The organism is Sporosarcina sp. ACRSM, from assembly GCF_022346545.1.
In the GTDB taxonomy this organism is placed as follows: Bacteria; Bacillota; Bacilli; order Bacillales_A; family Planococcaceae; genus Sporosarcina.
Window position 1 is genome coordinate 76843 of sequence record NZ_JAKRNU010000013.1, and the last position, 17983, is coordinate 94825.

11 protein-coding genes and 1 tRNA gene are annotated in these 17983 nt (G+C 42.0%); 4 read left to right on the forward strand and 8 right to left on the reverse strand.

The genetic code is table 11. From position 1 onward, the window contains the following. Positions 1-12 precede the first annotated feature (12 nt). From MHZ95_RS17915 to MHZ95_RS17945, 7 genes are all read right to left on the reverse strand, one after another. On the reverse strand, positions 13-1212 hold the full coding sequence (locus MHZ95_RS17915) for an ABC transporter permease (protein WP_239392162.1): 1200 nt from the start codon (positions 1210-1212) through the stop codon (positions 13-15). After that, on the reverse strand, positions 1205-2572 hold the full coding sequence (locus MHZ95_RS17920) for an HlyD family secretion protein (RefSeq protein ID WP_239392163.1): 1368 nt from the start codon (positions 2570-2572) through the stop codon (positions 1205-1207). Before MHZ95_RS17920 ends, MHZ95_RS17915 begins: the two co-directional genes overlap by 8 nt. A gap of 196 nt (positions 2573-2768) precedes the next feature. Then, the gene (locus MHZ95_RS17925; protein WP_239392164.1) at positions 2769-5225 is read right to left on the reverse strand and encodes an S-layer homology domain-containing protein; all 2457 of its coding nucleotides are present in this window, start codon (positions 5223-5225) and stop codon (positions 2769-2771) included. A 330-nt stretch (positions 5226-5555) separates the two neighbouring features. Further along, positions 5556-6161: an Ig-like domain-containing protein gene (locus MHZ95_RS17930; RefSeq protein ID WP_239392165.1), complete on the reverse strand. Its 606-nt coding sequence runs from the start codon at positions 6159-6161 to the stop codon at positions 5556-5558. A gap of 16 nt (positions 6162-6177) precedes the next feature. Then, positions 6178-9393 (reverse strand): hypothetical protein, encoded by a 3216-nt coding sequence (locus tag MHZ95_RS17935; RefSeq protein ID WP_239392166.1) that lies wholly within the window; start codon positions 9391-9393, stop codon positions 6178-6180. A gap of 230 nt (positions 9394-9623) precedes the next feature. Continuing rightward, positions 9624-11030 carry a S8 family peptidase gene (locus MHZ95_RS17940; RefSeq protein WP_239392167.1) on the reverse strand — a complete coding sequence of 469 codons (1407 nt, stop codon included), beginning with the start codon at positions 11028-11030 and terminating at the stop codon, positions 9624-9626. A gap of 214 nt (positions 11031-11244) precedes the next feature. Continuing rightward, positions 11245-12120 carry a tyrosine-type recombinase/integrase gene (locus MHZ95_RS17945; RefSeq protein ID WP_239392168.1) on the reverse strand — a complete coding sequence of 292 codons (876 nt, stop codon included), beginning with the start codon at positions 12118-12120 and terminating at the stop codon, positions 11245-11247. A gap of 247 nt (positions 12121-12367) precedes the next feature. Between MHZ95_RS17945 and MHZ95_RS17950 the strand changes: the two genes are divergently transcribed. The 4 genes from MHZ95_RS17950 to MHZ95_RS17965 all read left to right on the forward strand — a co-directional run bounded on the left by MHZ95_RS17950 (position 12368) and on the right by MHZ95_RS17965 (position 16083). Continuing rightward, positions 12368-12440 (forward strand) — tRNA-Asp (locus tag MHZ95_RS17950). 620 nt (positions 12441-13060) lie between these two features. Next, positions 13061-13219, forward strand: coding sequence for a MerR family transcriptional regulator (locus tag MHZ95_RS17955; RefSeq protein WP_239392169.1), 159 nt, complete (start codon positions 13061-13063; stop codon positions 13217-13219). Continuing rightward, positions 13216-14340, forward strand: a complete 1125-nt coding sequence (locus MHZ95_RS17960) for an RNA-guided endonuclease InsQ/TnpB family protein (protein WP_239392170.1) — start codon at positions 13216-13218, stop codon at positions 14338-14340. Before MHZ95_RS17955 ends, MHZ95_RS17960 begins: the two co-directional genes overlap by 4 nt. Positions 14341-14505: 165 nt before the next feature. Next, a complete protein-coding gene (locus MHZ95_RS17965) occupies positions 14506-16083 on the forward strand; it encodes an S-layer homology domain-containing protein (protein WP_239392171.1) in 1578 nt (525 codons plus the stop codon). A 94-nt stretch (positions 16084-16177) separates the two neighbouring features. On the opposite strand, the gene MHZ95_RS17970 is transcribed toward MHZ95_RS17965, so the two are convergent. Then, positions 16178-17869, reverse strand: coding sequence for a methyl-accepting chemotaxis protein (locus MHZ95_RS17970; protein WP_239392172.1), 1692 nt, complete (start codon positions 17867-17869; stop codon positions 16178-16180). Positions 17870-17983 lie beyond the last annotated feature (114 nt).

Sequence of the window (17983 nt, forward strand, 5' to 3'; positions counted from 1 at the left end):
TTTTCTAACGTCTTACACGGCGTTAGAGCTTGACACTTTTCCACTTTCTTTCTTCTCCCAATAGCGCTTGAGCGTTGTCACAATCATCGCGAGGAAGAACGTCACCAATCCCATTAACAGCAAGGCGACGAGATCTTTCCAAATGGTAACAAAACCATTCCCTTTCAGAAAGATTTCCCGGACCCCATCGAGAAAATACGTTAAAGGCAATGCATGCCCAATCGTCGACAACAATGTCGGCATCGCATCAAACGGCCATGTAAAGCCCGATAACAGAAACGACGGTACCGCAATCAGCATCGCCAATTGAGTGGATGCAAGCTGGTTTTCTGAGAACAAGCTTACTAAATAACCCAGTCCAATTAAAGCAAAAGCAAAACTGAATGTCAATAAAAGAAAGGGCAGTACTTGTCCTCTAAAAGGAAGTTGCACGGCATAAATCCCCACGAGATAGGCAACAAACGTATTCAGCACACCGATCAAAAAATAGGGTGCACATTTGGCATAGGCGATTTTCCATGGTTGCTCCCTCCATTTTGAAAAACGCCCCCAAATCCCCAATTCCTTATCACGCGTAACCGTTAACGCAATTCCTAAAAGCAAGACTTGCTGAAGTGCCGTCCCGATTAAACCGTACACAAGAAAGACACTATAGTCAAATGTCGGGTTGTAAAGCACCCGATAACTGAACGGGATCGGTGAAAACACTTTTGTGATTTCTTCGCTGCGTAAACCTTGCTGCTGCAGCTGTTCAACTGACGCCCCCATGCCGATGGTACTGATGATTTCGTTGGCGGAACGGGTCGCTAAATTGGAGATCATCATATTGCTGCCATCAATCATCGTCAGGACGGATGGACTTTCCCCGCGCTTCAGGCGGGCTGAAAAATCACTCGGAATGATGATCCCGACTTTTGCCTCGCCAAGCGCAATCGCCTGTTCAATCTCGGACTCCGAGTACACAAGATTGGTTACCTTGAATGATTCGGATTGATCAAAAGACTGAACGATTTGCCGACTGAGCTGGCTATTATCCTGATCGAATAATACCGTATTCATCTCTTTCACGTTGTGATTGGAATAAAGATAGGCAAACATGGCTGAATAGAGAAGCGGCACTAATACCAACATCGCCAGCAAACGCTTATCTTTGAAAATATTCATCCACTCTTCTTTAATCACATCACCGATTTTCAATCCTGCCTCATTCATTATCCTTTACCCCTTGTTCACTCCATTGAACCGTCATTCCTGTCACAATTCCTTCCGGCAATTGTGGAAAGGCGACTTTCACGCCGAATGAACGGATATCCGTCTCTCCTAAACTTTGAGAAGCCTTTTTCACTGCAAAGCTAGCAGCCGGCTCCATTTGAATAATTTCCCCTTCTACTTCTTCCCCAGTTGACAGCAAGCGGACTTGCACCTCTTGTCCAACATTCAGGGCCGTCACATCTGTTTCAGGGAAATAGAAGGTTGTCCATTTATCCTCCTGTGCTTCAATAGTAAACACCGGGTATCCCGATCCGACGAGTTCACCTGTTTCAGCCGACTTCGACACAATGATTCCATCTGCCGGGGCGAGTAATTCCATATAGCTGACATACGTTTGAGCTTCAGCAAGGCTCGCCTCCGCTTGCTGGAGTCCAGCCTGCGCGGAAAGTACTAACGCTTCTGCCTGTGAAATGCCGGATTTCGCCGATGAAATGGTCGCTTCCGATTGTTTGATTCCCGCTTCTGCGACAAGAATATCGCCTTCTTGGACAGCGACCTGACCACGGCTCACTTCAGCCAATTCCAGTACAGCTTTCGCTTGTTCAAGCTGCGCCTTTGCCGCATCGATTTCCTCTTGGCGCGGTCCACTTGTCACCATTTGATAAGCTTGCTCTGCCACTTCATATTCCGAGCTCGCCTTTTTGAAATTCATCTCCGCCTCTTCCAATGCAGCCTGGGAAGTCAAGCCCTCCTCGAATAGTGCTTGCAATCGTTCAAGATTGGTTTGAGCCGTTTCTTGCGCTTTTTTTGTTGCCTCCAATTTACTTTTAGCTTGTTGTTTTTCTTCCGCTCTAGCCCCATTTTGAAGTGCTGCCAATTTGGCTTCCGCCGCCTTGACAACCGCTTGCGCTTCCTTCACCTGTTTTTCCACAGACTGGGCCGTTAAGCGGGCAGCATCCGTCCCTTGTGACTTCTTTGCTGCTGCGGCCGCTGTTGAGGCTTCCGCTTCTCCGACTTTTCCTTGCGCCATTTGTACGGCAGATTGCGCTTCCGCCAACTTCCCTTTCTGCACTTCCACCGCCGCTTCAGCCTGTGCAACTTTCGTGAGCAATTCTTCACTTTCAAGGCGTGCCAGCACTTGTCCTTTCTTGACGACATCGCCCTCTTTCACAAGGATCTCGCTCACACGTCCACCCATTTTGAAACTGGCATGTAACTGTGTCGCCTCAAGATAAGCCGTTGGATTCGATTCCATTTTCCCAGCAAACTTGCTCTCTACCTTATTGGTCGATAAAACAAAAATACCCGACCCGATCAGCAGTCCCATTGCTGACAAAACGACTATTCTTAGATGTTTCATAATCCTTACCTCCTAAATCCTTCTCTTTCTGACCAAAATCCGAAATCAGTTCTGTAGTCACTAAAATGATAGTAACATAGTAATTCTTGGCAGACAAGGACAACAGCCATGAAAAAATCCTCCAAGCCCTAAAGGACTTTGGAGGATTGCTTTTCTTGCTTATTGGAATTTTTCAGTGACTAAAGACTTGCCATTGTCACTTCGGTGGTTTCTCCGTGATGAACGCGATAATCGCATTGTTTTCATCATAAATCATGGAGGCAACATTCGCAGAGCCCTTATAAGCGCCCCATGTAGTAACTTGAATATCTTTCGCATTGAAATATTCCGTATCAAAGACAATCGTTTGCGGATTCAACCGTTTGCCTGAAATCTCGGTGTCGCTCGATTTGACAACTGCTTTCTTGCTGGCCGAACGTTTTTTAAAGAACTCCATCGATTCCAATTTCCGATGATCCCGATCCATATGCAAGCGGACGAGTTGCCCTTTCGTCTTATTCATCGGTACTTTCACCGTCTTTTTATCGCTTTTATGAGATAGAAGAATGGTCGTTGGGTCTTTTTGGTTTTTGGCATCCTTGTAGACAAATTCTGCCTTCCATTTGCCACTTTTACTAATATCATACGTTGTATCATCCACGATGATACTCGTCAAACTGTCCAAGTCTGATGTGAACCATCTTCTCTCACCCGTTGCGAGAAGGGCATCCACTTCAAAAAACTCCCTGCCGGACTGTCTGTCACCGACAATGTCCACAAGTAATAGGGCAATGGCTTGATTGCGTTCCACTTTCACGGAACTGCCTTCGATATAGACCACATTGCCTGCCCTGTCTGCATAAACCTTGATAGTGCCTACATTTTGGAGGGCCCTTGCAATAGTGGAGTCGATCATTTCCGTTTTCCCGTCAGGATGGAGATAAACGGCAGCGTCATAGTTCACTTTATAATCTTCCAACTTGGAAGGCTCATGCAAACGATAAATCTTGCCATCGACTCGAACTTCATTCGAAGAAACAGCATCGAGAGTTCCTTTGGCGACAGGTTCCGCAACTTCCGCAAAGCCTTTCTTCTTGTTTGCTTCCTTATTAAAGAACAACACATCTCCACGACGGAGATTACTTGGTTTTACAATCTTGCCGTCTTGAATGATTGTCGCGTCTTTCGCATTGAAAATGCCGCCCGTTCCTTCCCCAGGATAACCGATCACGTCTTTGTCCTGCACTCGATCCACAATTAAAAACTCATTCAAGTTATAGGCACTTACAAATACGATCTTTCCGCTATCGTCAAAGCTCACTTTGGCAAAGTTGAAATGATCTTTGACCTTCACTTTTTTCTTTGTATCGTCTTTTTCCCCAATCTCGGCTTTCTGTCCATTTAAATAGAAAGCAAATTGATTTTTCTTTGGAGCATTCGGGAAGGTGTCCGTCGATATTTTGTAGGCCTTCCCTTCTGAAATCAGCCGAATTTCATCGATTTTCGTAATTTCAATTGCATCGTATTTCGTTCTCTGCTTCAGCAACTCTACATCGGTCGGCTTGTTTTTAGCGTCAAGCCACACACGGACTTTTGCACCGAGCAGTTCTTGAAGATCCAAGTTCTTCGTCGTAGCCGGCATATCAATCGTTTTCGTAGAGCCTTTGTCCGTGAAGTACGTGATTTTGTTTTTACTCACATCAATATCCACAACAAAACTTTCTATAGAAGTGGATCGATTGAACGAATACGTCAATCCCTCTCCAAATACATTCACGGTAACATGGTAATCGCCAACAGTCGCCTGGTCCGCCATTAAATTCGTAAACAGTTCAATTTGAGCGCTTTTGCCATTCTCCGCAAGCTCCACTGCTTTCACAGCATAATTCGCACCTGTTATCGCGTGCCGAACATCAATATCCGCAGGCGTCAATTTCGTGATCGCTTTGCTAAAATCAATACGCAACGTTTGGTTGGCATCATCAAGTGCAACAACATTGGAGATTTTCAAACCGTTCATCGACTTCGGAAGGCCGCCATGACCATCGATCGTTCGGACAAAGAAACTGGAAAACTGTGCACGTGTCACCGCTTGTTTTGGTGAAAAACGACCGTCCGCTGTCGACGAAATGCCCAAGTTGGCAATCGTCTGCACATTTTTCCTGTGATTTTCGCTTACTTGATCGATATCTGTAATCCTAGCATTCCCCGCTTTCGGCTCCAATTCAAAAGTTCGGACAAGGACACTTGCCATCTGTTCACGCGTCATGATTTCTCCCGGTCGCAACCGATTGTTATCCCCCATAAACGCTTCATGATACTTCACAACCCGCGAAGCTTTATACAACTCTTTGTCTTTCGCTTTTGCTGTCACATCGGCAAAAGGCTCGACCTTCGAGGTACTTTTCTTCCCATGCTTATTTTCCAAATAGCGGGCCAAAATTTTCACAACTTGTCCACGCGTAATCGTATCATTCGGATTGAACTTACCATTTTGTCCTTTGATCAGTCCCATTTCAACCGCCCGCTCAATATTTTCAGCATGCGAACTTGAAGATGAAACATCAGAAAATCCCGTTGCAGCATTCGCTACAGGGATCACCGTTGTAGCGACAAGCACCGCTACGATGAAACTCATTAAAAATTGCTTGTATAACTTGACCTGGCCAAACATTTTTTCACATCCTCCTCATTCGTGTTCTTTACAAATTTTTATGTAGTATGGGGCTAAAATGCCTATTCTATTAAGTTGTGAGTCTACTAAATTATATAGTTCAAATTTCGTTATTGCAAATGGACTTATTGTAAAGCGGAAGAACCATTTCGCTGGAATTTTGGATATGTTGGGAGGGGTGTTGTTTTGTTTAGAAGAAGCGTTGTTAATTTTCGAGAGTTCATTGGTTACTTGCAGGAAAATGTTGAATACTGGAGACATGTTTCCCAAAAATAAAAAGTGCCGCGTCCGAAAACAATTCGGTATTGTTTTCGAACACGGCATTCCTTCTTATTGAACCTTGTATTTTTTTGTTTCAATACGTTTACCGTTTTCGTCATAGCCATAAATCGTAAGGGTAGAACCGTTTTTAACATCGACGAGTGTTTGTGTGAACGTATTATTTCCTTCGAACTTCATTTCATCCCCACTTATTTTGACACTGTGTACGTCTGGACTTGTTGTGACAGTAACAGTGGTAAGGACGTTAACTGTTTTACTGTATACCGATTGGATTTTGTCATTTAAATCCACCAACTGGAATGGAACCTCAACGGGTGTCTTCAATGCTTTTCCATCGGATTTCACACCACTCGTGATCATCACTCGGTATTGTTTTTCCTTCTCATAAGGTTCGGCTGGGTATACCCATAATAATTTACCATCCTTCGCCAAATCTAGCGTTGTTGCATGTTTATTCGATCCCTCCAGAACATAAACACTGTCCGACGACACAGATTGAGGGTCTAATGGAAAATTGAATCGGATTTCCCAAACCTTATTGGCATCATCAATTGGCTGAAAAGCCCACTCCTGGGCAGTTGCCACTTGACTAGTTGCCAAGATCATGACGAACATGACCAGAAAAGCTGCGACCATTTTAGTTATTTTTTTCAAGTATGCCACTCCTCTCTCACTCAATCACTTTCAGCTCGTCAATTGAGTAATGTTTAAGTATCTCCTTCAGCGTGGACTTATCCGTCAAAAGATTATAGATTGAGTAAGAACCTGTAAGATCTTTTTTAGGGATCTCATTATACGTTTTGCTTCCTTTACCGATTTTCTTGTAAATATCGGATTGCAACGGTTTGGATTTATCACTTCCAAATACCGAAACTTTTAATTCGCTATTTTTCTCAAGATTGCTGTAAACAAAAATGGGTTTTTTCACTTTTGGGTTTACTGTTTGTGTAGTGCCTGCGACTGTCACCTGGATTTCTTCGACAGCACTCGTTGTTGTTACTTCAATCGTTGTAATGCTTTGCATTCCTGAAAGTTCCACGGTATTGACGAAAATGGTCTCGACTACTTTTGCTGGAACATTTACCCGTTTGTTCTCTTCGATAGCTTTGGCAAGTTCATCTGCTGTTAATGCACCGAGTGACTTTGACGAGTCAGTGATTGTACCGTCGGGTATGGTAATTATCAACTTTTGTGAAACAGGTATATCATATTTATAATTTGCCAATACGGATTTAGGAATTACGATTGACACTTCTTGTTTCCGGATGATTGAATAGTCCGGGACAGCAGGTAATTTAATCGACAATGTTTGGTTGTCAATCAATGTGAATGTTGCTGAAGAGCCGGCTGCCTTGGTAACCAATGACCATTCTTTCGTTTGATCTTTAACAGTGAAACCTTTTAATAGGGCAGATTGTTTACTTTTGTTGTTTGTTATGCCGGAATCCCATTCCGCATCATCCAATGTAATCGTGATTGTTTTATCTCCACTAACAATATCAGCGTCTTCAAATCCCCCCCCACTTAGTCTTGCTTTTGCGGCTGCCCCAATAGTAATTACTTTGTCAACGGTGATATCTACTGGTACATCTTTGATATAAGACTGTGGAATTTTCAAAGTAATATCTTCTTCATCGTCCAAATTGTAATCAGGCATTTTCGGCAATTTAATTGTCAATTTATTTTTTGTGATTTTAATACTTTTCAGATCTTTTTTCAATGCTTCCTTAATGCTAAGTTCACTTCCACTATTCTTCGTAAACAGGTTATTTATGAATGTTTCATTAATAACTAAGTCGTCGGCGAACTCCGCATTTTTCAATGTAATAATAATCGTTTTACCGCCCTTTTGAATTTCGGATTTATCGAGCGATTGGGATGCCGTACCGGACAACTCAGCTTTTACTGCAAGAACTTTAATTGCGTTAGTCGATGTAATTGGGGTTCTATGAGTAAGCGCCGCACCAGGGATCGTCAATATACTTGAAACGTCTTCCTTTAATTCAAAATTATTATTTGCAAGTGTGATTACCGCCTCAGTATCACTTTTACGTTCAATTGTAGCCCCTGTTAGTAAGTTGTCGTTACCTGTGAGCGTAAAACCATATTGGGTTAAGTCCCCAATCGGGGTAAAGTTCTCAATCCAAGTAGCGTTTTTTAATGTAACAACTATGGTTTTACCGACATTTGAATTGTCTAGATTTTTCACACTTGGAAAGGCTGTCCCCGATAATACAGCAGTTCTCTCCGTTGGCGGAATGAGGGTAATTGCACCATGTGATTCTATTGTTTGATCTATTAAGCCTGCTGATACATTCCAGCCAATTCTTTTATTAGAATCTGTTACCACAAAGCCCGGAAGCGAAGGCAATTGAATTTTCAATGTTTGATCATCTAAACGGATAATTTTAGGTTTCGCTTGAATTATTTTTTTTATATCATTTTCAAATTCAAGCCCCATTATTAAGGCATTTCTTTTTACTGTATTAGTCACAATCTCTCTATCCCAATTGGCATTCGTCAATTTAATTTCAATTTCTTTGCCACCCTCTACGATTTCGGCTTCTGTGTAATCTGCCTCTGTGACGACCGCTTTTGGCGTCGCTTTAATTTCAAATGACAAAGGCTCAATATCCGCGCTATCCGCTAGCATCTGTGGTGGAATATCTACTGTGATGAATTGGTTCTGTGTAATAAAGTAATCGGTACTCTTTGGCAACGTCACGGTCAGTTTCTTATCCACGACATCAAAACTCCAATTTCCCTGCTGCACCTTACTCCATTGCTCTGGTTCAGTACTTGCTTCGAACGCTTGTATGAATACTTTTTGTTTCGACGTATTAGATTTTAAATCATTTGCCCAACTTCCTTCGCTCAGTGTAAGGGTAAACTGGGTTTTTTCTTTAGTATTAATTCCCGCTTCATCTACATCAATATTCTTCAAATTTGCTAGAGAATTAGAAGGGGCTATATTAAATTCCAACTCTGTATTTTCAAAAGACGAAAGCACAGTTCCTTCAACATCATCAATTTCAATATAGTCATAATCATTAGGTACTGTAAATTTAACTTGATCACTTACATCAATATTATAATCAGGAGCAGATGGCAAAGTAATAGATAGTTTCTTATCATTTATAACAACAAACTTGTCTGGATCTGGTTGACTTTTCAATACATCTGTTACCGTAGCCCAATTAGCTCTATCTTCCGATTCTTTAGCCGTTCCAACAAATTTTTCAAACAACTTATGTAAAGCTTCCGTTTGTCCAAGGATATCTTTATCCCAAGTGGCATTGACCAAATTAAGTTCAATCACTTTTCCGCCTCTTCGAATGTCTTCTGAATTAGCGCCCAGAATACTACCACCTAATACAGCATTTGGGGTTGCATAGATTTCAAAGCTAGAAGGTTGAGGAACTAAATTACCTGTCCAATTTTCGAACAAGATTGGCGGTATGCTTAACTGAATTTTTTCATTATCCTTAATCGCATATTTGTTTTTATCAGGGATAACAATCTTCAGTTCAGTCCTATCAATATTAATTTCAACTTTGATATCGTTATTCTGCTTTAACTCTTGCCATGCATCGGGGTCATTCATTGCAATTATACTATCCAATAAAAGCGTCTTTTCGGTTTCTGTAATTTCACCCGACCGAACCCAATTTTCATTACTAAGTTTTAATGTAATAGTAATACCTTCTGATTCAAACTTTTCTTCTGTAATCGGTTCATCCACGTTAACCGTCATTTCCACAGATGGAGTGCCTCCTGTTTCCGCAAACGCCAACGAAGGCATTACCGCAGAAAGCACAAGCATTAGCGCAAATAACGGGAAGGTGATTGCGCGGGTGATGTGGTTGTTTCTTTTTGTTAAATTCATTGATAAACTCCTCTCACTTGTATAATGGTATCCTTTTTCCTAATTTTCTCATCCTCCTTCTTATCGGTCTGATTTCCTACTTATTTAGCACATTTCTTATTACTTTAGAGCAGTTATCAATATCCTTGATTTCCATAAAACAAGGTGCGTTTTTACTTCCTACATATAGAAAAGGACAACCGGCTCATTCTGCCAATTGTCCTCTATTTCCTTTAATTTATGAAAATCAATTACTTGTATCCTGTTGTAAACACCATTTCATAATTCTCCCCATTCTCGATCTTGATTAATAGTCGATAAGAACTGTTCGGTTTAAACGGTGTGAGGGGTGTCGTTGTAATGATTTCTTTGTTTTGCGGATTGACGGCTGTTTGAATTGGAATTTCATTAGTTCCTTGTAGCAGCTTTACATTGACGATGTCTTGCTCCAGAAGTTCTCGGTTGAATTTAATGCTCCAGACTTTGTCTAGTGGCACGTCATGTACTTCGGGGAGCTGGATGAATTCCGTTGCTCCGTTTGCGGGATTATTCGCATACTCGGTGAAGTTTATAATCCCCTCGCCGTAAAGCGGGTCCCATCCAATGGTTCCACGGTCATCTACGTAAACTTTTAATAGCCTTTCCAGTTCTGGAATCTCTCTGCTGGGGTCATCCATTTTCAACATGGCAGCCACTCCGCTTACATAGGGAGCGGCCATGGAAGTGCCGCTTGCGCTTCCAAATTTTCGTTGTGGAATCGTTGAAACAATGTCGACGCCAGGAGCGGAAACATCGATCGAAGAACCGGTATTACTGAACTGGGCGATGCGGTCGTTATTATCAGTTGCTGAAACGACAATGATTTTTTGCTCGGAAGCTGGATAGTAATCGGACGTGTCTGCTTTCTCGTTCCCTGCGGCGGCGATGACCAAGACGTTGTTTGAGAGGGCATACTGAATCGTGTCCGCCAAATATTGAGAGTAGCCTTGACCGACAAAACTCATATTGATAATATCAGCACCATTATCGACTGCGTAACGGATGCCCTTCGCAATATCGGAGTCGTATCCCCGCCCCTCTTCATCCATGACGCGGATCGGCATGATTTTGACATTCGCTGGCGTCGTATCCGCGATGATGCCTGCAACGTGCGTACCATGGAAATGGACATCCATTGGATCCGTATCATCTGCGACAACATCATAGCCCTGCACCATCCTGCCTTTCAAAAAGGGGTGGGTATAATCTACTCCAGTGTCAATGACTGCAACAATTACACGTTCGTTACTTGGAGCCGTTTTGCTTTTCAGCTCCGTGATACCGATGCGCTCAGTCCCCCAGGACATCGTTTCCGTGCTGACAGGCTGAATCGCAATATAACGGCGAAAATCCGGTTCAAGGGTTTCGACTTCTTGCGCTTCATAAAGCACAGAAGATTCATCAGAAAGAAAGTCTTCTTCGGCTTGTCCAAGTTCTTCTGTTAAAACACTTTCGACAAATTCATTTCCTTCGTTATCGGTGACTTTTACAAGCACTCGATCAGTTTCTTCATTCACATCGGGATCCCCTGAAGTTGCAAGTGCCAAATCTGCAGTGGGGACTGTCAAGAATAGTCCAGTGAGAAAAATGATCCATATACTTATCATTGCCTTTTTCATCTTTTCTACCTCCCTTGAGCTTCTACTTTCCTATCAGTATAACGGAAATAGATTTGGTTGCGTAACAATACTACGTAACTAGTACATATACTTGGAACGAAATAGATATAGCTTTTTTCTTTTTTGCAGCAACAAAATAGCCCCTCATTCAATGACTCAATAGAGGAGCTATTTTTTCCTGATAGCTAAGAACTCGTATTCTGGGCATTCAATTTCAAAGCTTATTCAACGGATCCCTCAAATGCCCCACCGCCAAGTGTTGGTATCGCATGGTCGATCGCAAGTCCGCATGGCCTAGAATGCTGGCGATGGTGTGTTGAGGGACGTTGCGAATTGTCAGGTGTGTTGCTGTGCAATGACGCAGGGTATGCGGTGTAATCGATGTATCTAGACCTGCAGAATGGGCAGCCAAACGAAGTTTATTCCGAATATCTGATGGACTGAGGGGCTGGTCTGGGCAGCGGTTGGATGGAAAGACATAGCGGCTCTCCTCCGTCAAATGTTCGACGAGGTATTGTTCGATCGGCGCTTGCAATGCTGCATGCAACGGCAAGTATAGATCTTTTCCGCCTTTCACTTTTGGGAAATAGATTAAGCCTTCCGCTAAATTGATATGGTTTCTCTCCAATACCCGAACTGGCGTCAAGCGTGAACCCGTATAATACAGCATGCTGAAAAGTAGGTGATAGCAGGGACCCAACATTTGCGCGGCCTTCAGTAATCGCTTTACTTGCTCTTCCGTTAAGACATTTTTGAGTGGCACGTACACTTTGGGAATCCGGATCCGGGCGGCCACATCTACCGGAAAATCCAGTTCATAGACTAGAAACTTATAAAACGATTTCATCGTCGAAAGCCGCCGCCCGATGGTACTTGTCCGATTGCCTCGATTGCGCCCATCATCCATAAATTTCAACAATTCCTCTTTACCAATCGCTTCTAGGGGAAAATCCTTCTCCCCCATGAACCTCCGAAAGCATTCCAAATCCTTTCCATAACCACTGGACGTTTCAGTTGAATAACATTGCCGTTTCAAGTGTTCCAAAAATAATCGGACACTTTCATCAAATCCGTAAAATTGCTCAGCCATCTAATTCCTCCTATCCATTTACCCTGATTATCAGGCGTTAAGGAAAATAAAGGATATAATGTACAATTTAAAGGAGAATCATTCGTGTAAATGGTATTGAATGAATATTATGCTTCAATGTAAAAAGAAGTCAGTGCTTTCTCCTGTATTCAGTAGGATTGGACATGGCAACTACTGAATTAAATGATAGCCTTTTCTATAATTTTAGGTTGATTTATTAATAAAGTTATAATATACTATAAAAGTTGGTTCTGTAGTGTAGCGGTTAACATGCCTGCCTGTCACGCAGGAGATCGCGGGTTCGATCCCCGTCAGAACCGTTTGATAAAAGTCGTGAATGGTTACCATAACCTTCGCGACTTTTTTTATATCAATAAATAGCTCCAATCGAAATGACAAGAACAAAAGCGCCTCTATCCTCGTTCCTAGTGTAAACCATTCACTTGGGACTTTATTTCTTGATGTTATTCGGTTCCTTCATACACATGAATGTATAAAAGCTTAAATTACTATTCTCATGATAATACCTCGATTCCCTTTCACTGCATCCCACTATACAAACAATCAGCCATAGGTCATCCATTTATAAATTCCTGTTAGATGAAAATAGCTAGTAAGTTAAGCGATCAGGTACTTTTCATTTCCCTCTAAAATTTGCAGAGCTTTTTCAACTCTAAAAAAACAATAATAATTTTATCATTGACAAAGCATATTCTTGCAATTATGATAATCATGTAAACGAAAATGAGAATCATTATCAGTGTGCGAGGCATATTTTTTTTGCCCGTCATTGAGAATGGTTATCATTTCTGCTTACTTAAATTTTTTTAAGGAGGCTTTTGAACAGCATATAAAAAACTATGAAGTTAGTTGAAAGTCCGTTGATATTCGGTATATTTTTCCGTGCAAAGGGTAAAGGATTTGTACGGAGGTGCTATTGATGAAACGATACAATATCGAACAATTCGCAAAGGAAGTCAATGTAACCGTTCAAACGTTAAGAAATTGGGATCATGCGGGCAAGCCCACACCCGACTATGTTTCTCTGTCTTGCAAACGTTACTCCCCCGATTCCATCAAGGAGTTGAGGAAAGGATGATTCTAGGGAAAAAAGTCAGGTTGAAAGCGACAAAAGAGCAGGAGAAAAAAATGTGGAAGTCAGTAGGTACCGCGAGATGGGTGTATAATTGGACACTTGCACGGCAACAAGAGAACTATAAACAAGGCAACAAATTCATTTCCGACAACGATTTGAGAAAAGAAATTACTGTCATGAAACAACTGGATGAATTCAAATGGTTGTATGATGTGTCGAATAATGTAGCGAAGCAAGCCGTCAAAGATGCGTGTGAGGCTTACGTAAACTTCTTTCAAGGGAAGGCTGAATATCCCCGTTTCAAAAGCAGAAAGCATTCTAAACGATCCTTTTATAACGATACAGAGAAGTTAAAAGTCAAACCAAACAAACGCGTATTGATTGAAAAAGTGGGCTGGATGGAAACGTCTGAACAGATTCCAGTCGGTGTGAAGTATTGTGATCCTCGGGTCTCGTTTGACGGGAAGTATTGGTATTTGTCTGTTTGTATCGATCAAGCATTTGAAAAAGAAGAACTAACGGATGAAGTTATTGGGATTGACTTAGGTATTACAACGTTAGCGGTTTGTTCGAACGGCAACAAAGTCAAAAGTATTAATAAAACAAAAGTAGTACGCAGGATTGAGAAGCGCCTTCGTAGGTTGCAAAGGAGCGCTTCCCGTAAATATGAGATGAATAAGGAGGGAGACCGTTACGCCAAAACAAGCAACCTTATAAAAATCGAAAAGCAAATTCAACACCTACACAGACGATTGACTAGTATCCGAACCAATCATATTCACCAAGCAACAAATGCAATCGCGAAAACCAAGCCTTGCAAAGTTGTGATGGAGGATTTGAATGTCAAAGGAATGATGAGAAATCGTCACCTGTCCAAAGCGATTCAACAGCAAAAGTTCAAGGAATTCTCTCGCCAAATGGCATATAAATGTGAAATGTATGGGATTGAATTCATGGAAGTCGATCGTTTCTTTCCATCTTCCAAAAAATGTTCTTCATGTGATGAAATGAAGAAGGATTTAAAGCTGAAGGATCGTATTTATTCATGCGAATGTGGATTGAGGATCGATCGGGATTTGAATGCGGCATTGAATTTGCGGAAGGCGGGACAATTAGCAGCTTAATCACCAACAAGATACTGCTAATGTGTAGGATTCGTTGCATCCGAATTTACGCCTGTGGAGTGCCACACCAAATGCGAGTAGCTTCGGCAAAAGCAGGCACAATGAAGCAGGAAGCAAACAAAGGCTTATAGATTTTTACAGGTTTTTGGCAACGGAATAGGGTTCATGAGTTATCCATTGTTTTTATCCAAATTCTATATAGTAGCAGTTGGCGTCATACTTATTGCGCTTGTGTGCTCCATACAGCCATTACCTGCTTCTGCTGCCACTGTTGGCGTTCAGAAGCAAAATTACTGGTATAGTGATGCATTACAAGGTTTAGTCGCCAATGGCGTTCTGTCGAATAAAGAAGAGTTTAAACCAAATAAAGTCATTTCTCGTGGTGAGTTTGTTCAACTGATCTATGAATCCCAAGGTGAAAAACCTCTTGAAAAAGAGAGGACATCCTTTACAGATATTCAAAAAGAGGATTCCTATTATGCCGCTGTTGTCACGTTAGCGGAGCAAGGCGTGTTTAGTGGCTATAGTGATGGCACATTCCGGCCTGCCAATCCTTTAACACGTGCTCAAATGGCCGTGATGGTTTCAAAAGCTTATGACCTCAAAGAGAGAGATCATAATTCCCTACCTTTTTCTGATATCAATCAAAATCACTGGGCTTTCTCCCAAATCAGCAAGCTCTACCATGCGGATATTGTCAAAGGAAATGAGAAAAATCAATATGCGCCCAATCAACATTTAACATGGGCCCATGCCGTTGGGATTGTCTATAAAGCGCTTCAATATGAGGATGAGCCTTCTGTTGCGGAAGCTCCTTCTGTAATGGATACGCCTACTGAAGGCATCTCGATTACAGATGTTATTGCACTCAGTAGCGATGGACGCTATGTAGAAGTAACATTCAGCCACGCTCTCAATCACATTGATGCCTTCCAATTCCGTATTTCTGATGCGGCTTCAGGGGAGCTGCGCGGTGTTCAGAAAGTCGAATTAATGAAGGGTGGAAAGCGAGCCATTCTGACGATGTTCGATGGCGCGGGGTTAAACACGTTAAGAGATTATACAATCGAGTTCCAAGCAAATGGTTCTACAAATTCATTCTCATATCATCGAAATGAGTTTATTCTATTAAACGATCTTCAAATTACAGCAGTTGATGTTGCCAAACGAAAAATTACGGTTACAGATGACAATAAGACCAAGAGGACATTTTCTGTACCTGAAAAGCTTGAAATGGATTTTGTCGCAGCCTATAACCGTGAAGTAAAAATCTGGCACAACAGCAAAGGTGAACTGACTTCGTATGAGTTCAAAAATGAAGAAAAAGATGTGAAAAAGAAAAATAAATTCATTGCGCAATATAAATTAGATGACTTCCTATTAGTAGATTCTGTTGACGGCTCTATCATGAAAGGTGTCAATGGAGAAATCGACTTGCAGGACTTTGACGTCTTTGTTAAATCGCATAAGATGATTGGGCAAGCAGGTATTCAACAAGGGGATCTTTTACTTTACAATTATGATGATGCTGTCATCGAAGTGGTCTCGAATATCGTTACCGGAAAAATAGAAGCCATCTATGATAGCGGCATTAAGGTAGCTGGAAAAGTTTATGACTATGATGGCTATTACATAGATTCAGGTAAAATTAAACATTTCAATTTAAATGCTGCTGAAGATATGAAAAAAACTGTTACACTTTTCCTTTCGAAAGATGATGATATCATTTTAGTGACGAACTGAAACTAGATACAAGGCTGAATTAGGAATCATTTATCGTTTTATATGCAAAAGGCTCTGCAGGGAAATCACTGCAGAGCCTCTTATCTTCCACGCATCAAATTTTAAATTGTTGAACGAGCCCATTCAACTCTTCGGCTAACCGGGCGAGTTGGACAGCGCTGCCTGCCACTTCTTCCATCGAGCTGCTTGTTTGTTCCATAGAAGCCGCTGTTTCTTGCACGCCGGCAGCGGATTGTTCTGAAATGGCCGCGATTTCTTCAACGGATCCACTCATTTCTTCACTGTTTGCAGCAATGTCCGATAAGTTCTCGGAAATGACGGAGATATTATTCGCCATGTCATTGACGGCATCCCTGATTTCTGTGAAGGTCTTGCTTGTCGTTTGTAATTGTTCTGTCCCTCTTTGCACTTCCGTGTATCCCTCTTGCAAAGATGCCGTAACTATATTGGATTCGCTTTGAATCGTATCCACGATGCCCGTTATATCGGTTACAGAGACCGCCACTCCTTCGGCCAGTTTCCTCACCTCTTCCGCAACGACTGCAAAGCCTTTCCCGTGTTCCCCGGCTCTTGCCGCTTCAATTGCAGCATTCAAGGCTAATAGATTCGTTTGGTCCGCAACTTCCTTAATCACGTCAACCAATTTGGATATTTCTTGAGCTTGCATGTCTAAGCCATTTAATTTTAGAACGGCATCGTGCATGATGGTGTCAATCTGATTCATCTGTTCCGTGGATTTTTCCATTAAACGGGTTCCTTCTGCCGTTTTGCCAAGTACTTGCTGGGAAGCTTGTTGGATCGCCTCCCCTTTCCCATTGGCTTCCTCGACTTTCGTTGTAAAAACTTCCATAATCGTCGAAAGTTCACTAGCACTATTCGCTTCGTTCTCAATGCCATATGTCAATTCCTGCATGGTGGCGGCGACTTGTTGGGAGGCTGCGTTTACTTCATTGGAGGACTGTGTCAACTCTTCGCTTTGTGCTGTAACCGTGGCGGAAACGTTGTTAATCTTATCTAATAACTCACGTGTGCTAATACTCATTTCATTCGTCGCGACCACTAACTGCCCCACCTCATCACGTGTATGTATCGCCAATGGTTCTTGACTTAAATCGCCAGCAGCGATAGACTTCATGCGCTCCATCACCTGGATGATCGGTTTTGAAATGATGGTAGACACCGCCCAAGCGGCAATCATACTGACAATCACAACGATCACGGTGACAATGGAAACCATTTTGAACGTCCCATCGCCATTGGCAATAATCTGCCTTCCTTTTTCATTCGTAATTTGTTCCCGATTATCCGCAATCCCTTCATAACGACTCGTCAGTTCTGAACCGACTTGCGCCAAATTCATGAGATTCAGAAGGGCGACATCTTCGTTCCCTTGATCGTATTCGTCGAAAACTTCGCGGATAATGGATTCTCTCCACGCGACCGTTTCGACGATGAGTTGGTCAAATTCTTCCGAAGCTGCCAGCGCTTCTGCTGCGGCTTGGTATTCTTTACCCAGCTCGGTATATGTATGAAATTGTTCTTTGTATTCCGGATCACCAAACAAGACATATGCCCGAACAGCGGCAATCCGATTCGCCATCGTTGTCGCCAACTTTTGATCCACCATCAATAAGGGAATTTCCCTGTTCACAATATCCTCGGACACATCGTTAACCTCTTTAACGGACATAAGATTATAAACCCCTAACCCGATCACCAACAAAATAACAATTGAAAATGAAAAAATCAGTTTTCCTCGAATACTGTTAAACCCTATTTTCTTCATCTAATCAACTCCTGTTCAGTATGTTATATTACTGCCCTGTCGACGAAATACTAATGTGATATTTTACCTACAATAATAATATCGGATCAAAAATGTGATTTTCCATAACATTTG